Consider the following 24,719-nt stretch of genomic DNA (forward strand, 5'->3'; position numbering starts at 1 on the left):
CGCGACAATTTTCACTCAGGTCTTGCCCCTTATAATGCGAACTGAAGATAAGTTTGAAAGCATAAAAAAGCCTCATCAGAGAATCGATGAGGCTTTTGTCGTCTTATAAAAGGAGATTATTGCCTGTCAGGCAGGAACAGAGCCGCTCAGATCAACGTACCAGCAGTCGTCACCGCGTGTTACGGCTGTAATCACCCAGTCTGCTGGGGCCTCACTACCCAGCGAAAGGGTCAGAGTATCAGTGGAAGCATATTCAATGTTAAGCGTTGTTTCTCCTGCCCAAGTGACGGTCGCACCATCAGTACTCAGAGAGCCATACCGAAGTAAGCAGGTATTAAAATCCTGATGAAGGTTGCTCTCATTTACCACGCATACCATACCGGGTTGTGCAGCATCTGGGTTATTGGCACAGAAAGTATGATATTCAATGGGGACACGGACGGTGAACATTTCGGTGTTAAAGTAGCTTTCAATGACAAAATCTTTCCAGTTTGCGGAAGCATCCGTATTTGTCAGGCGTAATAACACCGGAATTCCGCCTGCGCTATACGCCAATGACACTTGATTTGAGCTACCGCTGTCAAAAATATTATTGAATCGAGGTAAGGAAGTTGATGTTGTAAAGCTGCGATATTGACTCATGTCATATCCATCGCCGCCGGCAGGGTAATCTGTCCAAAGCCATGATGTTTTATAATTAGAGTCTGAAATAATCTCCATAGATTTATAGTTCCAGGAACCGCTTACATTTCTGACGTTAGAAAACTGATCTTCAGGAGTGATAGCATTATAACCACGATAATCCTCCTCAGGATGCATTATACAATGATCGTAGATCCCGCAGTCATAGACAAAATGAGCAAGGAAGTGATGTTCATCCACCTTTTCTACGGTAACGGAGACTTGTTTAGCCGCAGGTGTCACGACAACATCTTTTGTTTCCGGAGAGTACGTAATCGTCGCGGTAGTTGCTGTTCCATAACCTGTACCAATACTGCCGACTGAGTAAATTGAATGTGATTCACAGGTCAGATATACATCTGAGGAAAGTAACGTCACTGGGTTTAAAATAGCGAGCGTGCCTGAAATAGCATCTGTAGTGTATTTTTCAAAGCAATACGAATCGAACAGAGGTGGTTGTTTTGCTTCACTATCAATGTTTGTTTTCAATCCTCGCATGTCGCAGTGCGCATCCATACTGACAATGATATCATCACTGTTTAAGTTAAAAACCGTGACTGATGATAAAGAATCCTTCACATGAATAGTGTCCGCTAAATCACGGATATCTTCACTCATGAAATTTTCTTGTTGATTGACAGGATCAAAGTCGTTATATGATGCGCTAATCATAGCCTTGTTATTATTAAGTCTTACTGAGCGATAAGTCCATTTTGTTAGAGCATATACTTCAACGTTGTCATGGCTTGCAATAGTCAGGCTTTCTCCCTGGAAATCTGGTTCAGTATAAAAAATCATGTCACTCATTGTATTTCTCCATTTCATATTTAATTTCGGATACGGCGGATTGTTGGCCGTGAATCAAATTTAATGGAGGTAACAGCAATGAATGAAATCACATTAGATAAAAATGGCTTTATTTATATATTTATAGCGGAACGCCATCCCCTCAATGATGCTGTGAGATTTTACGAGAGGAGATGATGTCGGCTAGTGAGGATAACGTGCCATTTTGTGACATCTTCTATTGATTTTATGTATGAGCTTGCGCTGAGAAAGGTGTCTGAACTTATGTCTGAAAGTAGCATTTTCACCTGTGCGTTTTAACGTTCACAGAAGGTCATGCTCACATATTCAGCAAAATGTGAGTTATTTTTCATAATCTGCGTAAAATTTATACTCTAAGTGTTGCAATATGTTTGGTTTTTTATGCTGAGTCAGAGGGCGTAGCATAAATTTCCCTGCTGGAAATGTTTCAGAAATGTTTTTTTTATCTTTGTTCGGGATTTCTCATCCTCCGCGTAAATCAAGGCTCCCTTATTGACGTTTACACATTCTGTTGACAGATTGTAGGGCATGAGGGGCATTTCATGGAGAATCCGCACTGCAACTCAGTCGCTTATGTGAACGGAATCCCCATCCTCTTAACGCCGACCCGGCCGGGTAAAAAACAAAAAAGGCCAGGCGGTGCAAACCCACTGCAAAGGGTAAAACAACAAACATCACATTTGGAGCAGAAGAATGAGTATTTCCTTGAAGAAGTCAGGGATGCTGAAGCTTGGTCTGAGCCTGGTGGCCATGACCGTCGCAGCAAGCGTACAGGCTAAAACTCTGGTTTATTGTTCAGAAGGATCTCCTGAAGGCTTTAACCCGCAGCTTTTCACCTCTGGCACCACCTATGATGCCAGCTCCGTACCGATCTATAACCGCCTGGTTGAGTTCAAAACGGGTACAACTGAAGTCATCCCGGGCCTTGCTGAGAAGTGGGAAATCAGCGAAGACGGTAAAACCTATACCTTCCACCTGCGCCAGGGCGTGAAGTGGCAAGACAACAAAGATTTCAAACCGACGCGCGATTTAAACGCCGATGACGTGGTGTTCTCTTTCGATCGTCAGAAAAATGCCCAGAATCCGTACCACAAAGTGTCCGGCGGCAGCTATGAATACTTCGAAGGGATGGGTCTGCCAGATCTGATCGCCGAAGTGAAAAAAGTGGACGATAAAACCGTTCAGTTCGTCCTGACTCGCCCGGAAGCACCGTTCCTGGCTGACCTGGCGATGGACTTCGCTTCTATTCTTTCCAAAGAATATGCGGATAACATGCTGAAAGCCGGTTCCCCGGAGAAAGTGGATCTGAACCCTATCGGTACCGGTCCATTCCAGCTGCAGCAGTACCAGAAAGACTCCCGTATTCTGTATAAAGCATTCGAAGGTTACTGGGGCACCAAGCCGCAGATCGACCGTCTGGTCTTCTCCATTACGCCTGACGCTTCCGTGCGTTACGCCAAGCTGCAGAAGAACGAGTGCCAGGTGATGCCGTACCCGAACCCGGCAGACATCGCGCGCATGAAGCAGGATAAAAACATCAACCTGATGGAGCAGGCCGGTCTGAACGTTGGCTACCTCTCTTTCAACACCGAGAAGAAACCGTTTGATGACGTGAAAGTCCGTCAGGCGTTGACCTACGCGGTGAACAAAGAAGCGATCATTAAAGCGGTTTATCAGGGCGCTGGCGTCGCCGCGAAGAACCTGATCCCGCCGACCATGTGGGGCTATAACGACGACGTTAAAGACTACACCTACGACCCTGAGAAAGCCAAAGCGCTGCTGAAGGAAGCCGGTCAGGATAAAGGCTTTACCGTTGAGTTGTGGGCGATGCCGGTACAGCGTCCGTACAACCCGAACGCTCGCCGTATGGCGGAGATGGTTCAGGCCGACTGGGCGAAAATTGGCGTTCAGGCCAAAATTGTGACCTACGAGTGGGGCGAGTATCTGAAACGCGCCAAAGCGGGTGAGCATCAGGCGGTGATGATGGGCTGGACCGGTGACAATGGGGATCCGGACAACTTCTTCGCCACCCTGTTCAGCTGTGCGGCAGCGAAAGACGGTTCCAACTACTCTCGCTGGTGCTACAAGCCGTTTGAAGACCTGATTCAGCCGGCGCGTGCGACTGACGATCACAACAAACGTATTGAACTGTACAAGCAAGCGCAGGTAGTTATGCACGATCAGGCTCCGGCTCTGATTGTTGCTCACTCCACCGTGTACGAACCAGTGCGTAAAGAAGTGAAAGGCTATGTGGTTGATCCATTAGGCAAACACCACTTCGAAAACGTTTCTGTCGAATAATTAAAAGCAATTAAGGAAGCGCTGCGCCCCGGTATTGTGTAGGCCGGATAAGCGCAGCGCCATCCGGCGTAATGCTTTACCCGCGATGCAGTTTGCGTGGGATAAGATTTGTGAGCAATACAGACTCACGGTTCCAGGCCGTGCGTCATTAGAGAGAATCCGGGTTATGTTGCAGTTCATTCTCCGACGTTTGGGACTCGTCATCCCCACGTTTATCGGTATCACTCTTCTCACTTTTGCCTTCGTCCATATGATCCCCGGCGATCCGGTAATGATCATGGCGGGTGAACGTGGAATCTCCCCTGAGCGTCATGCTCAACTGTTGGCTGAACTCGGTCTGGATAAACCGATGTGGCAGCAGTACCTCCACTATATCTGGGGGGTTATGCATGGTGACTTAGGTATCTCGCTGAAAAGCCGCTTACCGGTATGGGAAGAGTTCGTACCTCGCTTTAAAGCAACGCTGGAACTCGGCGTTTGTGCGATGATTTTCGCCGTTGCGGTGGGTATTCCGGTGGGTGTACTTGCTGCCGTGAAGCGCGGCTCTATTTTCGATCACACCGCTGTTGGCCTGGCGCTGACCGGTTACTCCATGCCGATCTTCTGGTGGGGCATGATGCTGATCATGCTGGTTTCCGTGCAGTGGAACCTGACGCCGGTTTCCGGTCGGGTGAGCGACATGGTGTTCCTTGATGACTCCAATCCCCTCACCGGTTTTATGCTGATAGACACCGCCATCTGGGGGGAAGAGGGCAACTTTATTGATGCGTTGGCGCATATGGTTCTGCCGGCGATGGTGCTGGGTACCATTCCTCTGGCGGTCATTGTGCGTATGACCCGTTCATCGATGCTGGAAGTGCTGGGCGAGGATTACATTCGCACCGCGCGCGCCAAAGGTCTGACCCGTATGCGCGTCATCATCATTCACGCTCTGCGTAACGCGATGCTGCCCGTGGTAACCGTAATCGGCCTGCAGGTCGGTACGCTGCTGGCTGGGGCGATCCTGACCGAAACTATCTTCTCCTGGCCGGGGCTGGGGCGCTGGCTGATCGATGCGCTGCAACGCCGTGATTATCCGGTGGTGCAGGGCGGAGTGCTGCTGGTCGCGACGATGATTATTCTCGTCAACCTGCTGGTAGACCTGCTGTACGGCGTGGTGAACCCGCGTATTCGGCATAAGAAGTAAGGGGCCATCATGTCACAGGTTACTGAAAATAAAGTTATTGCTGCACCGGTGCCAATGACTCCGCTGCAGGAGTTCTGGCACTATTTTAAACGCAACAAAGGCGCGGTTGTCGGGCTGGTTTATGTTGTCATCATGATTCTGATTGCGGTCTTTGCCAACGTCCTTGCGCCGTACAACCCGGCAGAACAGTTCCGCGATACGCTGCTGGCTCCTCCTGCGTGGCAGGAAGGCGGTACCATGGCGCATCTGTTTGGTACTGATGATGTGGGCCGCGATGTGCTGTCCCGCCTGATGTACGGTGCGCGTCTGTCGCTGCTGGTCGGCTGTCTGGTGGTGGTGCTCTCCCTGCTGATGGGCGTGATTCTCGGGCTTATCGCCGGCTACTTTGGCGGGATTGTCGATAACGTCATTATGCGTGTGGTCGATATCATGCTGGCGTTGCCGAGCCTGTTACTGGCGCTGGTGCTGGTGGCGGTGTTTGGCCCCTCGATTGGCAACGCCGCGCTGGCGCTGACGTTCGTGGCATTGCCGCACTATGTACGTCTGACGCGCGCCGCTGTCCTTGTGGAAGTTAACCGCGACTACGTCACCGCATCCCGCGTGGCGGGAGCCGGTGCGATGCGCCAGATGTTCGTCAATATTCTTCCTAACTGTCTTGCGCCGCTGATTGTTCAGGCGTCGCTGGGTTTCTCTAACGCCATTCTCGATATGGCTGCTCTCGGCTTCCTGGGGATGGGCGCACAGCCGCCTACGCCGGAATGGGGCACCATGCTCTCTGACGTGTTGCAGTTTGCGCAAAGCGCCTGGTGGGTCGTGACCTTCCCGGGGCTGGCAATCCTGCTGACGGTGCTGGCATTTAACCTGATGGGTGACGGTCTGCGTGACGCGCTCGATCCCAAACTGAAGCAGTAAGAGGTTCGAGATGGCGTTATTAAATGTAGATAAATTATCGGTGCATTTCGGCGATGTCGGTTCCGAATTCCGCGCCGTAGACCGCATTAGTTACAGTGTGAACCAGGGTGAAGTGGTTGGCATTGTTGGGGAGTCAGGCTCTGGTAAGTCCGTCAGCTCTCTGGCGATTATGGGATTGATTGACTACCCAGGCCGGGTAATGGCCGAAAATCTGGAATTTAATGGTCGCGACCTGAAGCGCATCTCTGAGAAAGAGCGTCGCCAGTTAGTGGGCGCGGAAGTCGCGATGATCTTCCAGGACCCGATGACCAGCCTTAACCCGTGCTATACCGTTGGTTACCAGATTATGGAAGCCATCAAGGTGCACCAGGGCGGCAACAAAAAAACGCGTATTCAGCGGGCGATTGACCTGCTGACGCTGGTGGGGATCCCCGATCCGGCCTCGCGTCTGGATGTATATCCGCACCAGTTGTCCGGTGGGATGAGCCAGCGCGTCATGATCGCGATGGCGATAGCCTGTCGTCCAAAGCTGCTGATTGCCGACGAACCGACCACGGCGCTGGATGTGACTATTCAGGCGCAAATCATCGAGCTGCTGCTGGAGTTGCAGCAAAAAGAGAACATGGCGCTGGTCTTGATTACGCACGATCTGGCGCTGGTGGCCGAAGCAGCGCACAAAATTATCGTGATGTACGCCGGGCAGGTAGTGGAAACCGGAGCCGCGCAGGATATTTTCCGCGCGCCGCGTCACCCGTATACCCAGGCGTTGCTGCGCGCGTTGCCGGAGTTTGCTCAGGATAAAGCGCGTCTGGCTTCGTTGCCGGGCGTGGTGCCCGGTAAATATGACCGCCCGAACGGCTGTTTGCTGAATCCGCGCTGCCCCTATGCGACCGACAAATGCCGCGCTGAAGAACCTGAACTGAACCTGCTGGAAGGCGGTCGTCAGTCGAAATGCCACTACCCACTTGATGATGCCGGGAGGCCTGGGCTATGAGTACGCAAAAGGCCGCTTTGCCACAGCCGCTGTTGCAGGCAATTGACCTGAAAAAACACTACCCGGTGAAAAAGGGCATGTTCGCCCCGGAACGCCTGGTGAAAGCGCTGGACGGTGTCTCCTTTACCTTAGAACGCGGTAAAACATTGGCGGTGGTCGGCGAGTCGGGCTGCGGGAAATCCACCCTTGGCCGCCTGCTGACAATGATTGAAGTTCCGACCGGCGGTGAGCTGTATTACCAGGGGCAGGATCTGCTTAAGCACGACCCGCAGGCGCAGAAGCTGCGTCGGCAGAAAATCCAGATTGTGTTCCAGAACCCGTACGGTTCCCTGAACCCGCGTAAAAAAGTCGGGCAGATTCTGGAAGAGCCGCTGCTAATCAACTCCACGCTGAGCAAAGAGCAGCGTCGTGAAAAGGCGCTGGCGATGATGGCGAAAGTGGGGCTGAAAACTGAGCACTACGATCGCTATCCGCACATGTTCTCCGGCGGTCAGCGTCAGCGTATTGCCATCGCTCGCGGGCTGATGCTTGACCCGGACGTGGTGATTGCCGACGAACCGGTCTCGGCGCTGGACGTTTCCGTTCGTGCGCAGGTGCTTAACCTGATGATGGACTTGCAGCAGGAACTGGGGTTGTCATACGTCTTCATCTCCCACGACCTGTCGGTAGTTGAGCACATTGCCGATGAAGTGATGGTGATGTACTTAGGCCGCTGTGTGGAAAAAGGAACGAAGGATCAGATCTTCAATAATCCGCGTCATCCGTACACGCAGGCGCTGCTTTCCGCAACGCCGCGCCTGAACCCTGACGATCGTCGTGAGCGTATCAAGCTGACCGGTGAGCTGCCAAGCCCGCTGAATCCGCCGCCGGGCTGTGCGTTCAACGCGCGCTGCCGTCGTCGCTTTGGTCCGTGTACCCAGCTTCAGCCGCAGTTGAAAGATTACGGCGGTCAACTGGTCGCCTGTTTCGCCGTTGACCAGGATGAAAACCCGCAGCAATAAACGTGGGTTATGACCCAATAACCGGAGCCTTGTGCTCCGGTTTTTTTATATTTTGTTTTTACGCCCACAATGTGAGTCCTCTGGCAGAACATTATTCCATAGCGTCTAAAATGTAGTCAGATTTTCTCTCGTCACAGAAATATCTGTTTCGCAGTTGCTAACTATCAGGAGCAAATGTGGTCACGATACGCTGGGATATTAAAACAATTGATCGTCTGTCGATGGTTGAGGATGTCCTGAAGGAATTTTCCTGCTGCGATATCAATATCATCTCGATGAAAGTCACGCCTGGACGGATCCTGATTAAATCCTGGTGCCGCCAGTTACAGGATATTTCCTGCGTGCAATCCTGTTTAAGCCAGCGCACCGATATTATTAACGTCGCTTACCTGTGCGAAGAGATAAGCGAGCTGTCGATGTCTGAGCCGGAACGCCCGCGCTATTTCTCCGACATTATTTGCAGCAGCCAGAGCATGCACTCGCTTATCGAAAAGGCGATAAAAATTGCCGACAGCAAATACACTGTTCTGATCCGCGGCGATACGGGTACCGGCAAAGAGCTGTTAGCCCGGGCTATCCATAATTCCGGGCAGCGGCGTTTTTATCCGTTTATTCCGGTCAACTGCTCTGCGCTACCTGAGTCGCTGATGGAGAGTGAATTCTTTGGCTACGAGAAAGGGGCTTTTAGCGGCGCAGACGGTAAAGGCAAAAAAGGGCTGTTTGAAATGGCCGATAAAGGCACCCTTTTTCTCGATGAATTTGGTGAAATGCCGCTGAGTTTACAGGCTAAATTACTGCGTGTTCTTCAGGATGGCGGGATCCGTCGCGTTGGCGGGGCGCAAATTATTCCGGTCAATGTGCGCATTATTGTGGCCACCAACGCCAATCTGGAAGAGAGGGTGGAACAACGTCTGCTGCGCGCGGATCTCTATTACCGCATCAACGTACTTTCACTGACTATTCCGCCTTTGCGGGAGCGTCCGCAGGATATCAGCCTGCTGATTCGCCACTTTGTGCAGAAATACGCGAAGGAATTCCAGCGGCGGATCATTCTGGATAAAGCCTGCTTTGATGCCCTGCATCATCACAACTGGCCGGGAAACGTGCGTGAACTGGAAAATACCATTATTCGCCTGATGCTGATGGCGGAATCCGATGTTATTACGCGGGAAGAATTAGGGATGGTGAATTTGCCCGCCGTTGAGCAGGCACCGACAGAACGTCCTTTTAAAGAACAGGTTTTGTGTGCTGAACGTCAGCTTATTGAACAGATGGTGGAAGAGAATGTGTCGTCGCGGCATATTGCCAAAGCGCTGGGGGTATCACATACCACGGTACTGAATAAAATTCGCAGCTATCAACTGGAGGGTGTGGATTAAGCGCCGCCAGTGGCTGACGGCGCAGTATACGTGGATTATTCAATCAGCTTCAATAATGGCGACAGGCACAGCAGGATCCCGTACAGCAGGATGAGCCAGGTTTTCAGCCCGCGCAGTTTTTCCAGTTGCGTTACTTTATAGATCAGGAAAAACGGAATAATACACGACACAATCCCGTACAGTGGGCTACCCAACTGGAAGAACACCAGTACCGAGACGCGAAATGATACCCAAATGACCAGGGTGATAACAATAAAGGTGCAAATACCTAGTGTAAGCACCAGGGGATTAATTTTCTCGACGTCAATAACGCGACTCAGAACGTTAAGAATAATACCTTTAATCGCCTCGTGGAACCCCAGATAAATACCAAAGAATGCGGTTAATACGGCGAAGATATTCAGCACCGTGGAGGTGATATGAATAATTTGCCCTGGAATGACCTGCGCCGCCAGCGCCAGTGCGGAAATATTTTGTTCAAAGGCCGAAACGGCCTCTTCATGGCTAATAGAAAAGGTAAAAGAGAAAGAGAAAAACAGAATGACCGCAATCAGCGTAATGTAACTGATCCGATGCGTACGGATTGCCATACGCGTGGCCAGCACCCGATCCGCCACCCGTTTGCGGTAGGCGATGTTCATTGGGTTCAACACCTGAATAAACACCGCTGAGAAGAAGCAGAACGGGATGGTCAGCAGCACGTCGCGAAAGAAGACCGATGCTTCAGGGAATGCGCTGATATTAGCGAAGTTCCAGTGCGGAACCATCGCAAAACCAAACACGATGATGATACCCACTTTGACTACCACCATCGGACCGGAGATTTTGAACAGCAGTTTTTCTCCTCCGGAAGCAATGGCGACCAGCACGGCAAAAATGGCCACTTTGTAGATTATCGACTGTGAGAGATCGGCCTCGGTCAAGCCGAAGGTTTTGATATATGAGGCACTGTCAAAAACCACGGATAAGGAATAGATAAATATGCCGTGAATAATCATCAGAAAATAGATGACGCCAAGAAATACGCCCCAGTTCTTGCCTAGATAATGACTAATAATATCAGTATAATCATTACAGGTTTCACTTTCTGATAATGTTTTTAAATAAATATCCTGCACAATATAGGTTGCCGGATAGGCAATAATAAAGGCGACAATGAATACCCAAATGCCTGTCAAACCTATTTGTACCGGCATCAGTACCGTTCCGGCGCCAATTGCCATGCCGATGCACAGTAATACCCAGCCAAAATCGTATTTCGTGAATGGTATTTTCTTTGAGAATGGTACGGCGGTTGCTGTATTGTTGCTTAGTTGTAGTGTGTTGTCCTGCATAGAACCCCCTGCCCAAAATACGCGCTCCCCCCGAAACAGGATTGCGCGTATTGCCAGACTGTTGTGCCTTGATTCTCAACAACCTGAACCGATCTGCGTCGGTTCAGGTCATAATGGTCAGAATGTTGCCTTTCTGATGGCGTGTTCAAGGTCGTTAATAATATCTTCTGGATCTTCAAGACCCACAGAAAGACGGATAAGCCCGTCGGTAATACCTGCTTTAAGCCGCTCCTCTGGCGCAACGGGCGAATGTGTCATAGACGCTGGGTGCTGAATGAGGGTTTCGGTATCACCGAGACTGACCGCGAGGAGGCACAATTCTACAGAATTGATCATCCGTCTGCCAGCCTCGAGGCCGCCAGCGATTTCGAAGCTGATGATTCCTCCTGGCAAGCTCATCTGCCGCTGGCCCAGCCCATACTGCGGATGCGAAGACAGGCCAGGATAATAGACCCGGGTAATGGACGGATGCCCTTCGAGGAAGCGGGCGATTTTCAACGCGTTTTCACAGTGGCGCTCCATACGAATACCCAGCGTTTTAACGCCGCGCAGCGTCAACCAGGCGTTGAACGGACTCATGCAGCCGCCGGTGATATCTTTCAGCCCAACAAACCGAGCCTGGTCGATAAACTCCTGCTTGCCGACGATAATGCCGCCAATCACGTCCCCGTGGCCGTTGATGTATTTAGTGACGCTGTGCACCACGATGTCTGCGCCCAGTTGCAAAGGCTGCTGACAGTAGGGCGACATAAAGGTGTTATCCACCACCAGCAATGCGCCTTGCTGATGGGCAATGCCGGCCACCGTTTCAATATCAACCAATGAGAGCGTCGGGTTAGCGGGTGTTTCGATATACACCACTTTGGTTTCCGGACGCATGGCGGCGCGAATTTCTTCAGGCTTAGCCGCATCGACAAAGCTGACGTTAATGCCAAACTTCGGCATGCTGTGCGACAAAAACGCGTGGGTACAGCCGTAAATCGCGCTGGCGGAAACAATATGGTCGCCCTGCTGGCATAACGTCAGCAGCGTTGTGGTGATGGCAGAAATACCGGACGCGGTTGCCAGCCCGGCTTCACCTCTTTCCAGTACCGCCAGCTTTTTCTCCAGCGCATCGGTGGTGGGGTTACCCAGGCGGGTGTAAATGTACCCGGACTCTTCGAGCGCAAAGCGGGCGGCACCTTGTTCGGCGCTGTCAAAAACAAACGTTGAAGTCTGGAAAATAGGCGTACTGAGCGCGCCAGTTGAAGGGTCGGGTTGTTGCCCCGCGTGAACGATCTGGGTGTTGAATCCGTAAGTACGACAGTCAGACATGATATCTCCTTTAATTCGGAACAGAACAGCTCACACTCAAATAGCAATCGCTGTGCCAGAAATTGAATTAATAGATATCAATGGGTTATGTGTTTTCCTGGATTGATAGTCGGCAGGAATGTTGCCAACTGGCAAGAATCTTTCCAGCGTACTGGCGAGAAAAAAGGGTGAAATGCGAGGCGCTACGCAGAGCGGAATATTGCGCAGTGATATGGCAAGTGGGCTACCGTAGAATCAGCGGCAAGCCGGGAATTCCCGGTGAGGCGCAATGTTGCGGGGGCTTGATCCCCGGCGGCATCGGTTGCTGGAAAGAGAAAACCCCCGCACGTTGTTCGGTATAAACCTGGCAACAAAACGGGGGCTAACTTGACTCCAGACAAGTTAAGGATAGCCGCGAACAGTTGCCATTGCAACACAGGCGGCTATATGACGCTCGCACAGTTAGGCGTGGCCTTCTGGCACGATTTAGCGGCTCCAGTCATCGCTGGCATTATTGCCAGCCTGATTGTGAGCTGGCTGCGTAACAGGAAGTAATGCGCTTTGTGGGCGTCTGTCTGCCGCGATGGCAACATGCGCCCGAACCAGGCCGCAGGGGCGACCTTGCGGCCTTTTTCGGCTTAAATGCAGATAAATCTCGTCGTCAGGTGCCTATCCTGTCGCGATAATGCATGCTGGGAAGTTTTCAGATACCGCCTCTCTTAATACCGCCACGATCGGGTATACTCTGACGGCAGTTTCGTCTATCCGTGGAGAGTCAGTTTGCGTGTCAGTCGCTCGTTAACAATTAAGCAGATGGCAATGGTTGCGGCCGTTGTCATGGTGTTTGTGTTTATTTTTTGCACCGTTTTGTTGTTCCATTTGGTCCAGCAGAACCGCTATAACACGGCTACGCAACTGGAAAGTATCGCTCGCTCCGTCCGTGAGCCTCTGTCGGGCACAATCCTGAAAGGGGATATTCCCGAAGCGGAAGCCATTTTAAGAAGTATTCGGCCTGCAGGCGTGGTCAGTCGTGCCGATGTGGTGCTGCCCAATCAGTTTCAGGCGTTGCGCATGAGCTTTATCCCTGAGCGTCCGGTTCCGGTTACGGTGACCCGTCTGTTTGAGCTTCCGGTACAAATCTCGCTACCGGTCTATTCTCTTGAGCGTTCAGCGAACCCGCAACCGCTGGCGTATCTGGTGCTGCAGGCGGATTCTTACCGCATGTATAAGTTCGTGATGAGTACGCTCTCAACGTTAGTGACCATTTACTTACTTCTATCGTTAATCCTCACAATAGCCATCTCATGGTGTATTAACCGATTGATTTTGCATCCATTACGTAAAATAGCACGTGAGTTAAACGATATTCCCCAACAGAATCTGATTGGCTATCAGCTGACGCTGCCGCGTCTGCATCAGGATGATGAGATTGGCCTGCTGGTGCGTAGCTACAACCTCAATCAGCAGCTGATTCAGCGCCACAGTGAAGAACAAAGCGACAATTCAATGCGGTTCCCGGTTTCCGAACTGCCCAACAAGTCGTTTCTGATGGAACTGCTGGAGCAGGTTGTTACCCGCCAGCAGACGACGGCGCTGATGATTGTCACCTGCGAAACCCTGCGTGATACCGCGGGTGTATTATCCGAGACCCAGCGGGAAATCCTGTTGCTTACGCTGGTTGAAAAGCTGAAGTCAGTATTGGCCCCCAGAATGGTGCTTACCCAGGTGAGCGGCTATGACTTTGCCATCCTCGCACATGGCGTAAAAGAGCCCTGGCACGCGATTACACTAGGTCAGCAAGTACTTACTATCGTTAATGAGCGATTACCGATTCAAGGTATTCAACTCCGTCCTGCCTGCAACATTGGGGTAGCGATGTTTAATGGCGATTTGACCGCAGAACAACTATACCGCCGGGCGCTCTCAGCCGTGTTAACGTCGCGCCACAAGGGTAAAAACCAGATTCAGTTCTTTGATCCGTTGCAAATGGAAGAGGCGCAGCAGCGTTTGACGGAAGAGAACGATATTCTTACCGCGCTGGATAACCGTCAGTTTGCGCTCTGGATGCAGCCGCAGGTGGAGATGTCCAGCGGTAAAGTATTGAGTGCAGAAGCATTATTGCGAATGCAGCAGCCGGACGGAAGTTGGGAGCTGCCAGAAGGGTTAATCGACAGGATTGAGTCCTGTGGTCTGATGGTAACGGTCGGTTACTGGGTGCTGGAAGAGACATGCCGCCAGCTGTCAGCCTGGCAGGAACGCGGCCTGATGCTGCCTCTGTCGGTGAACCTGTCTGCGCTACAGCTGATGCACCCGAGTATGGTGTCGGATCTGCTGGAATTGTTAAATCGCTATCGCATCAAGCCAGGGACGTTGATTCTGGAAGTGACCGAAAGCCGGCATATTGATGATCCTAATGCCGCTGTGGCTATTTTACGCCCGCTGCGCAACGCAGGCGTGCGTATCGCACTGGACGATTTTGGCATGGGGTATGCCGGTCTGCGACAGCTGCAGCATATGAAGTCGTTACCGGTAGATGTACTTAAAATCGATAAGATGTTTGTCGATGGCGTTCCTGAAGATTGCAGCATGATCTCCGCCATTATTCAGCTGGCTCATAGCCTTAATTTGCAGATGATCGCCGAAGGCGTCGAAACCGAAGCGCAACGCGAATGGTTATCACAAGCCGGAGTTGAAGTGGCGCAAGGGTTCCTGTTTGCAAGGCCGGTCCCGGCAAATATCTTCGAAGAACGTTATCTGACGCCGGAAAACGCTGATTACAAAAGTTAAAAAAGGTCTCGCTTGTGCGAGCCAGCTCAAAATTTTTAACATTTCTGTATCAATTATGATCCAGGTGCATTTCTGTCATGTTGAGTGGGTGTTACTTTAAGGCCGCAGGTTAAACAAAACCTTACAAGACCTGTGGTTTTTACTTTAAGGACACCCTATGAAAACCTCTATATTCAAAAGCCTTTACTTTCAGGTCCTGACAGCAATTGCCATAGGTATTCTCCTTGGCCATTTCTATCCTGAATTAGGCGCACAAATGAAGCCGCTGGGTGATGCTTTCGTTAAGCTCATCAAAATGGTCATCGCACCTGTCATCTTCTGTACTGTCGTTACCGGCATTGCAGGCATGGAAAGTATGAAAGCCGTAGGCCGCACCGGTGCGGTTGCACTGCTTTATTTTGAAATTGTCAGTACGATTGCGCTGATCATCGGCCTTATCATCGTCAACGTGGTGCAACCCGGTGCCGGGATGAACGTCGATCCGGCGACGCTGGATGCCAAAGCGGTTGCAATGTATGCAGAGCAGGCAAAAGACCAGGGGATCGTAGGTTTCCTGATGGATATTATCCCGGCGAGCGTCATTGGCGCGTTTGCCAGCGGTAACATCCTGCAGGTATTGCTGTTTGCGGTAATGTTTGGTTTTGCGCTGCATCGTCTGGGCAGCAAAGGCCAGATGATTTTCAACGTGATTGAAAGTTTCTCACAGGTTATTTTCGGCATCATCAATATGATCATGCGCCTGGCGCCGATCGGTGCTTTCGGTGCCATGGCCTTTACCATCGGTAAATATGGCGTCGGGACGCTGGTCCAACTGGGTCAGTTGATCATCTGCTTCTACATCACCTGTATTTTGTTCGTGGTGCTGGTGCTGGGCTCAATTGCGCGCGCAACCGGCTTCAGTATCTTTAAATTCATCCGCTATATCCGTGAAGAACTGCTGATCGTTCTGGGGACTTCCTCTTCCGAGTCCGCGCTACCGCGCATGCTCGATAAGATGGAAAAACTGGGCTGTCGGAAGTCGGTTGTCGGATTGGTTATACCCACGGGCTACTCGTTTAACCTTGATGGGACATCAATCTATCTGACGATGGCGGCGGTGTTTATCGCACAGGCCACCAACAGCCATATGGATATCTTCCATCAGATAACCCTGTTGGTAGTGCTCCTGCTCTCCTCAAAAGGTGCTGCGGGTGTGACCGGGAGTGGCTTTATTGTTCTGGCCGCGACTATCTCTGCGGTGGGGCATTTGCCGGTTGCAGGTCTGGCGCTGATTCTCGGTATTGACCGCTTCATGTCTGAAGCCCGTGCGCTGACCAACCTGATTGGTAACGGTGTGGCAACTGTCGTTGTGGCTAAATGGGTGAAAGAATTGGACACCAAAAAGCTGGATGATACGTTGAATAACCGTGCGCCGGATGGCAAAACGCACGATTTATCCTCTTAATCTCGTCACTTATGCCCGTAGTCCCTTCCAGGACTGCGGGTGTTTGCGCATAATTACCCCCTGTGCCTGAAACTGCCGATTCGGCGGCGTCGGGATTTTTTCACTTCCTCCGTGACATTTTTATGTTCTTGCGGTCTAACACGAAGTGTTTTTAACGTCATATTCAGAGAGTCCTTTCACGGGCTGTCTTTTTATTTCCAGGATAGTTGATCAGGGGTTCACATGCAGGGCACAAAAATTCGACTTTTAGCGGGCGGCTTGCTGATGATGGCCACTGCCGGCTATGTGCAGGCAGATGCGCTCCAGCCTGACCCGGCGTGGCAACAGGGTACGCTGGCAAATGGTTTACAGTGGCAAGTCTTGGCCACTCCCCAGCGCCCCAGCGACCGTATTGAGGTTCGCCTGCTGGTTAATACCGGTTCACTCACCGAAAGTACGCAACAGAGTGGTTTCAGCCATGCGATCCCACGTATCGCGCTGACGCAAAGCGGCGGCCTCGACGCCACGCAAGCCCGTTCACTTTGGCAGCAGGGGTTCGATCCCAAACGTCCCATGCCGCCCGTTATCGTTTCCTATGATTCCACGCTGTATAACCTCAGTCTGCCTAACAGCCGTAACGATCTGCTGAAAGAGTCGCTTTCATATCTGGCCAATATTTCCGGCAATTTGAGCATTACCCCTGAAACGGTCAATCATGCGCTGAGTAGTGAAGACATGGTGGCAACCTGGCCGTCAGATACCAAAGAGGGATGGTGGCGCTATCGTCTGAAGGGATCGACGCTGCTGGGTCACGATCCAGCCGATCCGCTGAAAACGCCTGTCGATGCGACGAAAATCCAGTCCTTCTACCAGAAATGGTATACCCCGGATGCGATGACGCTGATTATCGTCGGTAACGTAGATGCGCGCAGCGTGGCTGAGCAAATCAACAAAACCTTTGGCGAGTTAAAAGGTAAACGCGAAACCCCGGCGCCGGTACCGACGCTCTCTCCGCTGCGTGCAGAGGCTGTGAGCATCATGACTGATGCGGTACGTCAGGATCGTCTGTCTATTATGTGGGATACGCCGTGGCAGCCGATCCGTGAATCTGCCGCACTGCTACGTTACTGGCGCGCTGATTTAGCTCGCGAAGCGTTGTTCTGGCACATTCAGCAGGAGCTCACCAAAAACAATGCCAAAGACATTGGCCTTGGATTCGACTGTCGGGTGCTGTTCCTGCGCGCGCAGTGCGCCATCAACGTTGAATCACCGAACGGTAAGCTGAATGCGAACCTCGGTACGGTTGCGCGTGAGCTGGCCAAAGTGCGTGATAAGGGGCTGCCGGAAGAAGAGTTTAATGCGCTGGTGGCGCAAAAGAATCTGGAACTGCAGAAGCTGTTTGCCACCTATGGTCGCACCGATACCGATATTTTGATCAGCCAGCGTTTGCGCTCACTGCAAAATCAGGTGGTGGATATTGCGCCTGAACAGTATCAGCGTTTACGCCAGAGCTTCCTGAACAGCCTGAGCGTTGAGATGCTGAATCAGGACCTGCGTCAGCAACTGTCGCAAGACATGGCGTTAATCCTGCTGCAGCCAAAGGGTGAGCCTGAATTCAATATGAAGGATCTGCAGGCGACGTGGGATAGCATTATGGCGCCGGTTACCGCAGCGGCAACCTCGGTTGAGACGGATGAATCACATCCTGAAGTGTCGGACATCCCGCCGGTACAGTAGACCTGTAGGCCGGGCAAGCTAAGCGCCCCCGGCCTACAAGAACAACACGTTATTGCGGCATGGCGTCGCGGGGGATAATCGCCCCGCGATGCTGAATCACCGTGCTTGCCGTCAGGTGACCGCGTTTTGCGGCATCAGCGGCATCGCCACCGGTCAGACGTACCGCCAGATACCCGGCGCTGAAGGAGTCTCCCGCAGCGGTGGTATCGATCACCTTCTCTTTCGGTAGTTTTACGGCCGGAACGTCGATCAGTTCTTCGCCTGCAATGGAAACCAGGCAAGAGTCTGCGCCGCGCTTCACAACCACTTCCTGAACGCCAGCAGCGTGAGTACGGGCAATCACCTCGGCAACGGGTTTTTCACCCCACAGCGCGTCTTCATCGTCCAGCGTCAGGAACGCAATATTGGTGCATTCCAGCATCTGCTGATACACCTGCTGGGTCTCTTCTTTACTGCTCCACAGGCGTGGACGGTAGTTATTGTCAAAAATGACTTTTCCACCGTTGGCACGGCATTCACGCAGCAATGACAGCAGCTTGTCACGACTTGCCGGGCTTAAAATCGCCAGGCTGATTCCGCTCAGATACAGATAGTCAAATGTCGCCAGCTCTTCGCAAATCGCGGTGGACTGTTCGCTCTCCAGCCAGAATTTTGCGGCGGCTTCATTACGCCAGTAATAGAAGGTGCGCTCGCCGGTGCTATCGGTCTCAATGTAATAGAGGCCCGGCAGGCGGTTTTCCATGCGCTGAGTTAATGAGGTATCGACGTTTTCGCCCTGCCAGGATTCCAGCATTTGTTGGCTAAAACTGTCGGTACCCAGTGCAGTCACATAGTGTACGGAAAGTGCCGCAGCATCGACCTGACGGGCGATATAAACGGATGTATTCAACGTGTCGCCACCGAATCCGCGCTGAACGTCAGCGCCTTTCTGTGACAGCTCAATCATGCATTCGCCAATCACGGCAATCTTTCTGGACATAGTCGTAACCTGCTCTGAAAAAAATTAGCGTTAGTGTGCGCTGTGGGTGTTAAGTGGTCAACTATATTAAAACATCGTTCCATTATTTTTTTGAGCCAGCACGTGTTCTGCGTCGTTTTTTGCCGCTTAGTTTCTATTTTGCGTACGGCTGAACGTAAAGTTCTGCGCCTGAGCGCCGATAACCTTTGACGAGTCCGGTCAGTCACACTCTTATTTACAGGACATCTCAGATGATAAAGCAGGTTACCCAGCAGCTAATTACGCCCGATGCGAGTATTGAAAGCTTGCAGGAGAGACGCTATTGGCTGCAGTGCGAGCGTGCTTACACCTACCAGCCGATTTACCAGACCAATGGTCGGCTGATGGCCGTTGAGCTGCTGACCGTCGTAAGCCATCCTGAAAACCCCTCCCAACGCATCGCGCCAGACCGCTATTTTGCCGAAGTAGCCGTCCGACATCGTGTCGATGTGGTGAAAGAGCAGCTTTTACAGCTTGAACAAAAAGCAGCGTTTTTCCGGGTTAATAATCTGCTGGCATCAGTGAATGTCGACGGGCCAACGCTTATTGCCATGCGCCAGGATCCCGAAATCCTGAAAATCATCGAATGCCTGCCGTGGCTGCGCTTTGAACTGGTGGAGCATATCCGTTTGCCGAAGGGCTCGTCGTTCGCCTCAATGTGCGAATTTGGCCCGCTCTGGCTGGATGATTTCGGTACCGGTATGGCGAACTTCTCGGCCCTGAGCGAAGTGAGTTACGACTATATCAAAGTGGCGCGGGATCTGTTTGTCATGCTGCGCCAGACGCCGGAAGGCCGCAATCTCTTCACGCTACTGTTACAGCTGATGAACCGCTATTGCCGCGGCGTAATTGTTGAAGGCGTCGAAACGCTGGAAGAGTGGCGTGATGTGCAAAACTCACCGGCTTTCGCGGCCCAAGGCTATTTTCTCTCTCGTCCAGTGCCCCTGGATACCCTCGAAGACGTTATTCTGTCCCTTTGATGAGGATGTAGAGCGCCTCCTTTTCTTCTACTGGACTATCTTTAGGACAGGCAAGGAAGGAAGTAAGGAGGTTAGACATGACGAGAACAGGTAAAATAACCACTTCAGTAATAGGGGTTTTCTTGTTGTTGATCGTCGTACTCATCATTGTGATTGCGACATTTGACTGGAACCGGCTCAAACCGACCATCAACCAGAAAGTCTCTACAGAACTCAACCGGCCCTTCGCCATACGAGGGGATCTGGGCGTGGTTTGGCAGCGCCAGCAGCAGGAAACCGGCTGGCGTAGCTGGGTTCCGTGGCCGCATATCCATGCCGAAGATATTATCCTCGGCAACCCGCCAGATATTCCTGACGTTACCATGGTGCATCTCCCGCGCGTTGAAGCCACGCTCGCCCCACTGGCGCTGCTGACAAAAACCGTCTGGCTCCCGTGGATCAAGCTGGTCAAACCCGATGCGCGGCTTATCCGCCTGTCTGAGAAAAACAATAACTGGACCTTTAACTTAGCAGGGGATGAAAATCGCGATCCCAATGCGCCGCCATCCGCGTGGTCGTTCCGGCTGGATAACATTCTGTTCGATCAGGGACGTATCGCCATTAACGATAAGGTGACGAAGTCAGAGCTTGAGATCCTGGTCGATCCGCTGGGTAAACCGTTGCCCTTTAGCGAAGTGACCGGCGCAAAGGGTAAAGAGAGCAACGCCCGCGTCGAGGACTACGTATTTGGGCTGAAAGCGCAAGGGCGATATAACGGCGAACCGCTAAGCGGTAGCGGGAAAATAGGCGGAATGCTGGCGCTGCGTGGTGAAGATACCCCTTTCCCGATTCAGGCTGATTTCCGTTCGGGCAATACGCGCGTGGCGTTTATCGGCACGATAAACGATCCGTTGAACATGGGCGGGGCGGATCTGCGGCTTAAATTCTCGGGAGATTCGCTAGGGGATTTGTACGATTTGACCGGCGTACTGCTCCCGGATACGCCGCCGTTTGAAACCGACGGGCGTCTGGTGGCAAAAATCGACCCGGAAAAATCCTCTGTTTTTGATTATCGCGATTTTAATGGCCGCATTGGCGATAGCGATATTCACGGAACGCTGGCCTATACCACCGGTAAACCGCGACCCATGCTGAAGGGGGATGTTGAGTCTCGCCAACTGAGGCTGGCTGATTTGGGTCCGTTGATCGGTGTGGATTCAGGTAAAGGGGCAGAACGGGCAAAACAATCTGAACAGCGCAAAGGTGAGAAGAGCGTTCAACCTGCGGGCAAGGTCTTGCCGTATGACCGTTTTGAAACCGACAAATGGAACGTGATGGACGCTGACGTGCGTTTCAAAGGACGGCGTATTGAGCACGGCAGCAGCCTGCCGATCAGCGATCTCTCCACCCATATCATCCTGAAAAATGCCGACCTGCGCCTGCAGCCGCTGAAATTCGGTCTTGCGGGCGGCAGCATTGTTTCCAGCATCCATCTGGAAGGGGATAAAAAGCCGATGCGGGGGCAGGCGGATATCCAGGCTCGCCGCCTGAAGCTTAAAGCGCTGATGCCGGATGTGGAACTGATGCAAAAAACGCTTGGTGAAATGAATGGTGACGCCAGGTTTAGTGGGAGCGGAAACTCAGTCGCTGCGCTGCTTGGTAACAGCAATGGCAACCTCAAGCTACTGATGAACGATGGTTTGATCAGCCGGAATCTGATGGAAATTGTTGGCTTGAATCTGGGTAACTATATCGTCGGGCAGATATTTGGTGATGACGAGGTGCGGGTGAACTGCGCGGCGGCGAATCTGGATATTGTGAACGGCGTGGCGCGTCCGCAGATTTTTGCTTTCGACACGGAAAACGCGGTCATCAATGTCACCGGTACGGCGAGCTTTGCGTCGGAGCAACTGGATTTAACCATCGATCCAGAGAGCAAAGGCATTCGTATTATTACGCTGCGTTCGCCGCTGTATGTTCGCGGCACCTTTAAGGATCCGCAGGCTGGCGTGAAGGCCGGGCCGCTGATTGCGCGCGGTGCGGTTGCTGCTGCGCTGGCAACACTGGTGACGCCAGCGGCGGCCTTGCTGGCGCTAATCTCGCCGTCAGAGAGTGACGCGAATCAGTGCCGGACGATCCTGTCGCAGATGAAGAAGTGACGTCTGGCCGGATGCGGTGGTTACACCGTATCCGGCAATAGAATCACAATGACTGATGGCGGGTTTCGTGGGTTAACAGCAGCGCAATCAGCGTTAACGCCGCCATCGATGCCAGATACGTACCGACCGCCGCCAGACCGTAATTCGCCTGCAGCCATGCGGCAATGTAAGGGGCAACGGAAGCGCCAAGAATCGATGAAACATTGTATGAAAACGATGCCCCCGTGTAGCGCACTTCGGTCGGGAACAGCTCCGGCAGCAGCGCGCCCATCGGACCAAATGTCAGTCCCATCAGACTCAAGCCCAGCAACAGGAAGGCGAAAACCAGCACCGGATTGCCAGAGCCGAGCAGTGGTTTAAAGGCAAACAACGCAAACAGAATGATAAGCGTGGTGATGATGAGCATGCTCTTGCGACGACCAAACGCGTCGGCCAGCAGACCCGCCACCGGCACCATAACGCCAAAGCCAATAACCGCCATCATCAGCATCCACAACACTTCATTACGCGGCAGGCCAAGTCCTACAGGCGCTGCAGCGGTGCTGAACGTCATCGAATAGACGGTCATGATATAGAACAGCGTATAGGTCGCCAGCATGATGAACGTGCCGAGGATCGTCACGCGGACATGCTTTGTCAGCAGGGTTCCCAGCGGGATTTTCACCTGTTTTTTCGCCGCAGCCACTTTGACGAAGACCGGAGATTCATGCAGCGAGACGCGTACGTACAAACCGATAATCACCAGCACCGCAGAGAAGATGAACGGCACGCGCCAACCCCAGCTCATAAACTGCTCGTCGGTCAGCAACCAGGAGAGCAACAGGAAAGTGCCGTTGGCGAAGAAGAAGCCGATAGGCGCGCCCAACTGCGGAAATGATCCGTACAGCGCGCGTTTACGCGGCGGTGCGTTTTCCGTCGCCAGCAGCGCAGCACCACCCCATTCACCACCCAGACCTAACCCCTGGCCAAAACGCGCCAGAGCCAGCAGCAGCGGGGCGAAAATGCCGATAGTTTCATAGCCCGGCAGCAGGCCAATGACAACCGTCGAGATCCCCATGGTGAGTAGCGAAGCAACCAGCGTGACTTTGCGCCCTACGCGATCGCCAAAATGGCCGAACACAGCGGAACCGATCGGCCGTGCGACAAAGGCGATAGCAAAGGTGGCGAGCGACTGCAGCGTAGCAGCGGTCGGATCCCCCTGGGGGAAGAAGATATGCGGGAACACGATTACCGCAGCGGTGGCGTAAATATAGAAGTCGAAGAACTCAATGGCGGTGCCAATGAGCGAGGCGACGACGACTTTATTGCGCGAGTTGACCGGGGTATGTTCCTGTTCGTTGTCGAGCGTTGTGGCTGTTGCTTGCATAATATTTTCTTATTTTAGGTCGAACGAAAGGTCATATTACGCACAGCAAAAGAGACATTTCAATCTGTAACAAACCTTGGCGTTGGTCAAAAATGGAGCAAAAAGGGGATAATTTTTAGGCTGGAGATTTCACTTCCATGAAATGCTTCACAAAATTTAAAACTTGGATGATAAAACTGGTTTTTGGTTAAATAAAAGTTACGGACTGGATTTATTCACTAAATCAGTAAGAACAGGCGGCATTATAATTGCCGGATGGCGCTGCGCTTATCCGGCCTACAAACTCACCCGTAGGCCGGATAAGACGAGTGCGTCGCCATCCGGCAATTCACAACTAATCCGGCGGTGGCTATTGCGTTTTACCCGGCATTCGCGGGTCATCTTTGTATTCCGCTGTCGCAATCCAGGCTGCGCAAAACAGCGTCAGACGGGCGAAGAAGTAGAAAAATGCCATCAGTCCAAGCACGGAACCAAATGCCGCGCCTGACGGTGATTGGACCAGCGATGGCAGCGTGTACGTCATGATCATTTTGATGACTTCAAACCCCAGCGCCGCGATAAACGTACCGCGAATGAGCGCTTTCTTACGCGGTCGGTGACGCGGTAGCCGCCAAAAAATCCAGAAGAACAGCAGGTAGTTGGCGAAAATAGAAATGGCCAGGCCGATCAGTCGCCAGGCGGGCTTCAACCAGTCGATACCGTCGAGATACAGCGCAGAGATAATCATCTGCTGGGCGGAACCGGCGATGGAGGTAATGGACAGAGTAACAATCAGCGCAATCAATAAGCCAATCAAGGACACAAAATCACGCAGATATTTGACCCAAATTTTTTCCTGATCCTGTGGGGTACGCTCCCAGACATCCCGCGACTGGGCACGAATCGCTTCGCGCAGGTTTCCCATCCAGTTAATTCCGGAATAGAGCGCAATGCCAAGCCCTACCAGACCCACGGTGGTTCGTTGCTGAACGGCGGTATTGATGGTGTTTTTCAACGTAGAGGCGAGCGTCGGGTCGCTGACGTTGAGCAGAATTTTGCTGAAGATATCCTGCAACAGCGTAGGGTGCGAAGCGAGAATAAAACCTGCGGCGGCAAACGACACCATCAGAATGGGGATCATCGACAGAAACGAGAAGTAGGTGATGGCGGCGCCAAACTGGTTTCCCATGCGGTCATTAAAACGCTCTGCGGCACGAATCATATGGGCGATGACGGGCTGACGTTGAATTTTATCGGCGAAGGTCAGGGCGGTTTTCAACGCCTGATTGGTCGTACCGTCGGTTTCTGTTTTTTTACGCTCCTGGGTCTCAATTTTTGGGATCGGTGCGTGCTCAAGTTCCTGAATGGGGCGTTTAATTTCTTTTTCCTGCGTCATCAGGGCA

General features: G+C 52.2%; 19 protein-coding genes. 13 read left to right on the forward strand and 6 right to left on the reverse strand.

Features of this window, described 5'->3' with window-relative positions:
- Nucleotides 1-126: 126 nt before the first annotated feature.
- Nucleotides 127-1,488 carry a hypothetical protein gene (locus WHR59_RS01005; protein WP_338843531.1) on the reverse strand — a complete coding sequence of 454 codons (1,362 nt, stop codon included), beginning with the start codon at nucleotides 1,486-1,488 and terminating at the stop codon, nucleotides 127-129.
- A 563-nt stretch (nucleotides 1,489-2,051) separates the two neighbouring features.
- Here WHR59_RS01005 and WHR59_RS01010 point away from each other — a divergent pair.
- The 7 genes from WHR59_RS01010 to WHR59_RS01040 all read left to right on the forward strand — a co-directional run bounded on the left by WHR59_RS01010 (nucleotide 2,052) and on the right by WHR59_RS01040 (nucleotide 9,282).
- The gene (locus WHR59_RS01010) at nucleotides 2,052-2,288 is read left to right on the forward strand and encodes a hypothetical protein (protein ID WP_162267364.1); all 237 of its coding nucleotides are present in this window, start codon (nucleotides 2,052-2,054) and stop codon (nucleotides 2,286-2,288) included.
- Nucleotides 2,203-3,810, forward strand: a complete 1,608-nt coding sequence (dppA, locus tag WHR59_RS01015; protein ID WP_043018669.1) for a dipeptide ABC transporter periplasmic-binding protein DppA — start codon at nucleotides 2,203-2,205, stop codon at nucleotides 3,808-3,810. The genes WHR59_RS01010 and dppA overlap by 86 nt, the downstream gene beginning before the upstream one ends.
- Before the next feature lie 166 nt (nucleotides 3,811-3,976).
- Nucleotides 3,977-4,996 carry a dipeptide ABC transporter permease DppB gene (gene dppB / locus WHR59_RS01020; protein ID WP_003837733.1) on the forward strand — a complete coding sequence of 340 codons (1,020 nt, stop codon included), beginning with the start codon at nucleotides 3,977-3,979 and terminating at the stop codon, nucleotides 4,994-4,996.
- Nucleotides 4,997-5,005: 9 nt separating this feature from the next.
- A complete protein-coding gene (dppC, locus tag WHR59_RS01025) occupies nucleotides 5,006-5,908 on the forward strand; it encodes a dipeptide ABC transporter permease DppC (protein ID WP_338843532.1) in 903 nt (300 codons plus the stop codon).
- 10 nt (nucleotides 5,909-5,918) lie between these two features.
- Nucleotides 5,919-6,902 (forward strand): dipeptide ABC transporter ATP-binding protein, encoded by a 984-nt coding sequence (gene dppD / locus WHR59_RS01030; protein ID WP_005133837.1) that lies wholly within the window; start codon nucleotides 5,919-5,921, stop codon nucleotides 6,900-6,902.
- Nucleotides 6,899-7,903 carry a dipeptide ABC transporter ATP-binding subunit DppF gene (dppF, locus tag WHR59_RS01035; RefSeq protein ID WP_043018667.1) on the forward strand — a complete coding sequence of 335 codons (1,005 nt, stop codon included), beginning with the start codon at nucleotides 6,899-6,901 and terminating at the stop codon, nucleotides 7,901-7,903. Before dppD ends, dppF begins: the two co-directional genes overlap by 4 nt.
- 176 nt (nucleotides 7,904-8,079) lie before the next feature.
- A complete protein-coding gene (locus tag WHR59_RS01040) occupies nucleotides 8,080-9,282 on the forward strand; it encodes a sigma-54 interaction domain-containing protein (protein WP_338843533.1) in 1,203 nt (400 codons plus the stop codon).
- Nucleotides 9,283-9,317: 35 nt separating this feature from the next.
- Here WHR59_RS01040 and WHR59_RS01045 read toward each other — a convergent pair whose 3' ends face one another.
- Both WHR59_RS01045 and megL read right to left on the reverse strand, forming a co-directional pair.
- Nucleotides 9,318-10,616, reverse strand: a complete 1,299-nt coding sequence (locus WHR59_RS01045; RefSeq protein ID WP_043018665.1) for an aromatic amino acid transport family protein — start codon at nucleotides 10,614-10,616, stop codon at nucleotides 9,318-9,320.
- Between the two features lie 117 nt (nucleotides 10,617-10,733).
- Entirely contained in the window at nucleotides 10,734-11,930 is a 1,197-nt protein-coding gene (gene megL / locus WHR59_RS01050) for a methionine gamma-lyase (RefSeq protein ID WP_338843534.1), read from the reverse strand.
- A 426-nt stretch (nucleotides 11,931-12,356) separates the two neighbouring features.
- On the opposite strand from megL, the gene WHR59_RS01055 reads away from it, so the two are divergent.
- The 4 genes from WHR59_RS01055 (at nucleotide 12,357) to WHR59_RS01070 (ending at nucleotide 17,856) form a co-directional block, all read left to right on the forward strand.
- On the forward strand, nucleotides 12,357-12,464 hold the full coding sequence (locus WHR59_RS01055; protein WP_043018663.1) for a type I toxin-antitoxin system toxin Ldr family protein: 108 nt from the start codon (nucleotides 12,357-12,359) through the stop codon (nucleotides 12,462-12,464).
- 225 nt (nucleotides 12,465-12,689) lie between these two features.
- Nucleotides 12,690-14,696, forward strand: coding sequence for a biofilm formation regulator HmsP (gene hmsP, locus WHR59_RS01060; protein WP_047408009.1), 2,007 nt, complete (start codon nucleotides 12,690-12,692; stop codon nucleotides 14,694-14,696).
- 157 nt (nucleotides 14,697-14,853) lie between these two features.
- Nucleotides 14,854-16,140: a C4-dicarboxylate transporter DctC gene (gene dctA, locus WHR59_RS01065; RefSeq protein WP_003827429.1), complete on the forward strand. Its 1,287-nt coding sequence runs from the start codon at nucleotides 14,854-14,856 to the stop codon at nucleotides 16,138-16,140.
- A 222-nt stretch (nucleotides 16,141-16,362) separates the two neighbouring features.
- A complete protein-coding gene (locus WHR59_RS01070; protein ID WP_043018661.1) occupies nucleotides 16,363-17,856 on the forward strand; it encodes a M16 family metallopeptidase in 1,494 nt (497 codons plus the stop codon).
- Nucleotides 17,857-17,905: 49 nt separating this feature from the next.
- Here WHR59_RS01070 and WHR59_RS01075 read toward each other — a convergent pair whose 3' ends face one another.
- Complete coding sequence (locus WHR59_RS01075; RefSeq protein WP_047408018.1) at nucleotides 17,906-18,835, reverse strand: sugar kinase; 930 nt, start codon at nucleotides 18,833-18,835, stop codon at nucleotides 17,906-17,908.
- A gap of 230 nt (nucleotides 18,836-19,065) precedes the next feature.
- Between WHR59_RS01075 and pdeH the strand changes: the two genes are divergently transcribed.
- Nucleotides 19,066-19,833: a cyclic-guanylate-specific phosphodiesterase gene (pdeH, locus tag WHR59_RS01080; RefSeq protein WP_043018659.1), complete on the forward strand. Its 768-nt coding sequence runs from the start codon at nucleotides 19,066-19,068 to the stop codon at nucleotides 19,831-19,833.
- A gap of 77 nt (nucleotides 19,834-19,910) precedes the next feature.
- A complete protein-coding gene (locus WHR59_RS01085) occupies nucleotides 19,911-21,971 on the forward strand; it encodes an AsmA family protein (RefSeq protein WP_043018658.1) in 2,061 nt (686 codons plus the stop codon).
- A gap of 43 nt (nucleotides 21,972-22,014) precedes the next feature.
- Here WHR59_RS01085 and WHR59_RS01090 read toward each other — a convergent pair whose 3' ends face one another.
- Both WHR59_RS01090 and yhjD read right to left on the reverse strand, forming a co-directional pair.
- A complete protein-coding gene (locus WHR59_RS01090; protein ID WP_087051921.1) occupies nucleotides 22,015-23,337 on the reverse strand; it encodes an MFS transporter in 1,323 nt (440 codons plus the stop codon).
- A 349-nt stretch (nucleotides 23,338-23,686) separates the two neighbouring features.
- On the reverse strand, nucleotides 23,687-24,712 hold the full coding sequence (gene yhjD, locus WHR59_RS01095; protein ID WP_047408025.1) for an inner membrane protein YhjD: 1,026 nt from the start codon (nucleotides 24,710-24,712) through the stop codon (nucleotides 23,687-23,689).
- Nucleotides 24,713-24,719: the final 7 nt, after the last annotated feature.

Origin of the sequence: Citrobacter europaeus (assembly GCF_037482245.1) — a bacterium.
Taxonomy (GTDB): Bacteria; Pseudomonadota; Gammaproteobacteria; order Enterobacterales; family Enterobacteriaceae; genus Citrobacter; species Citrobacter europaeus.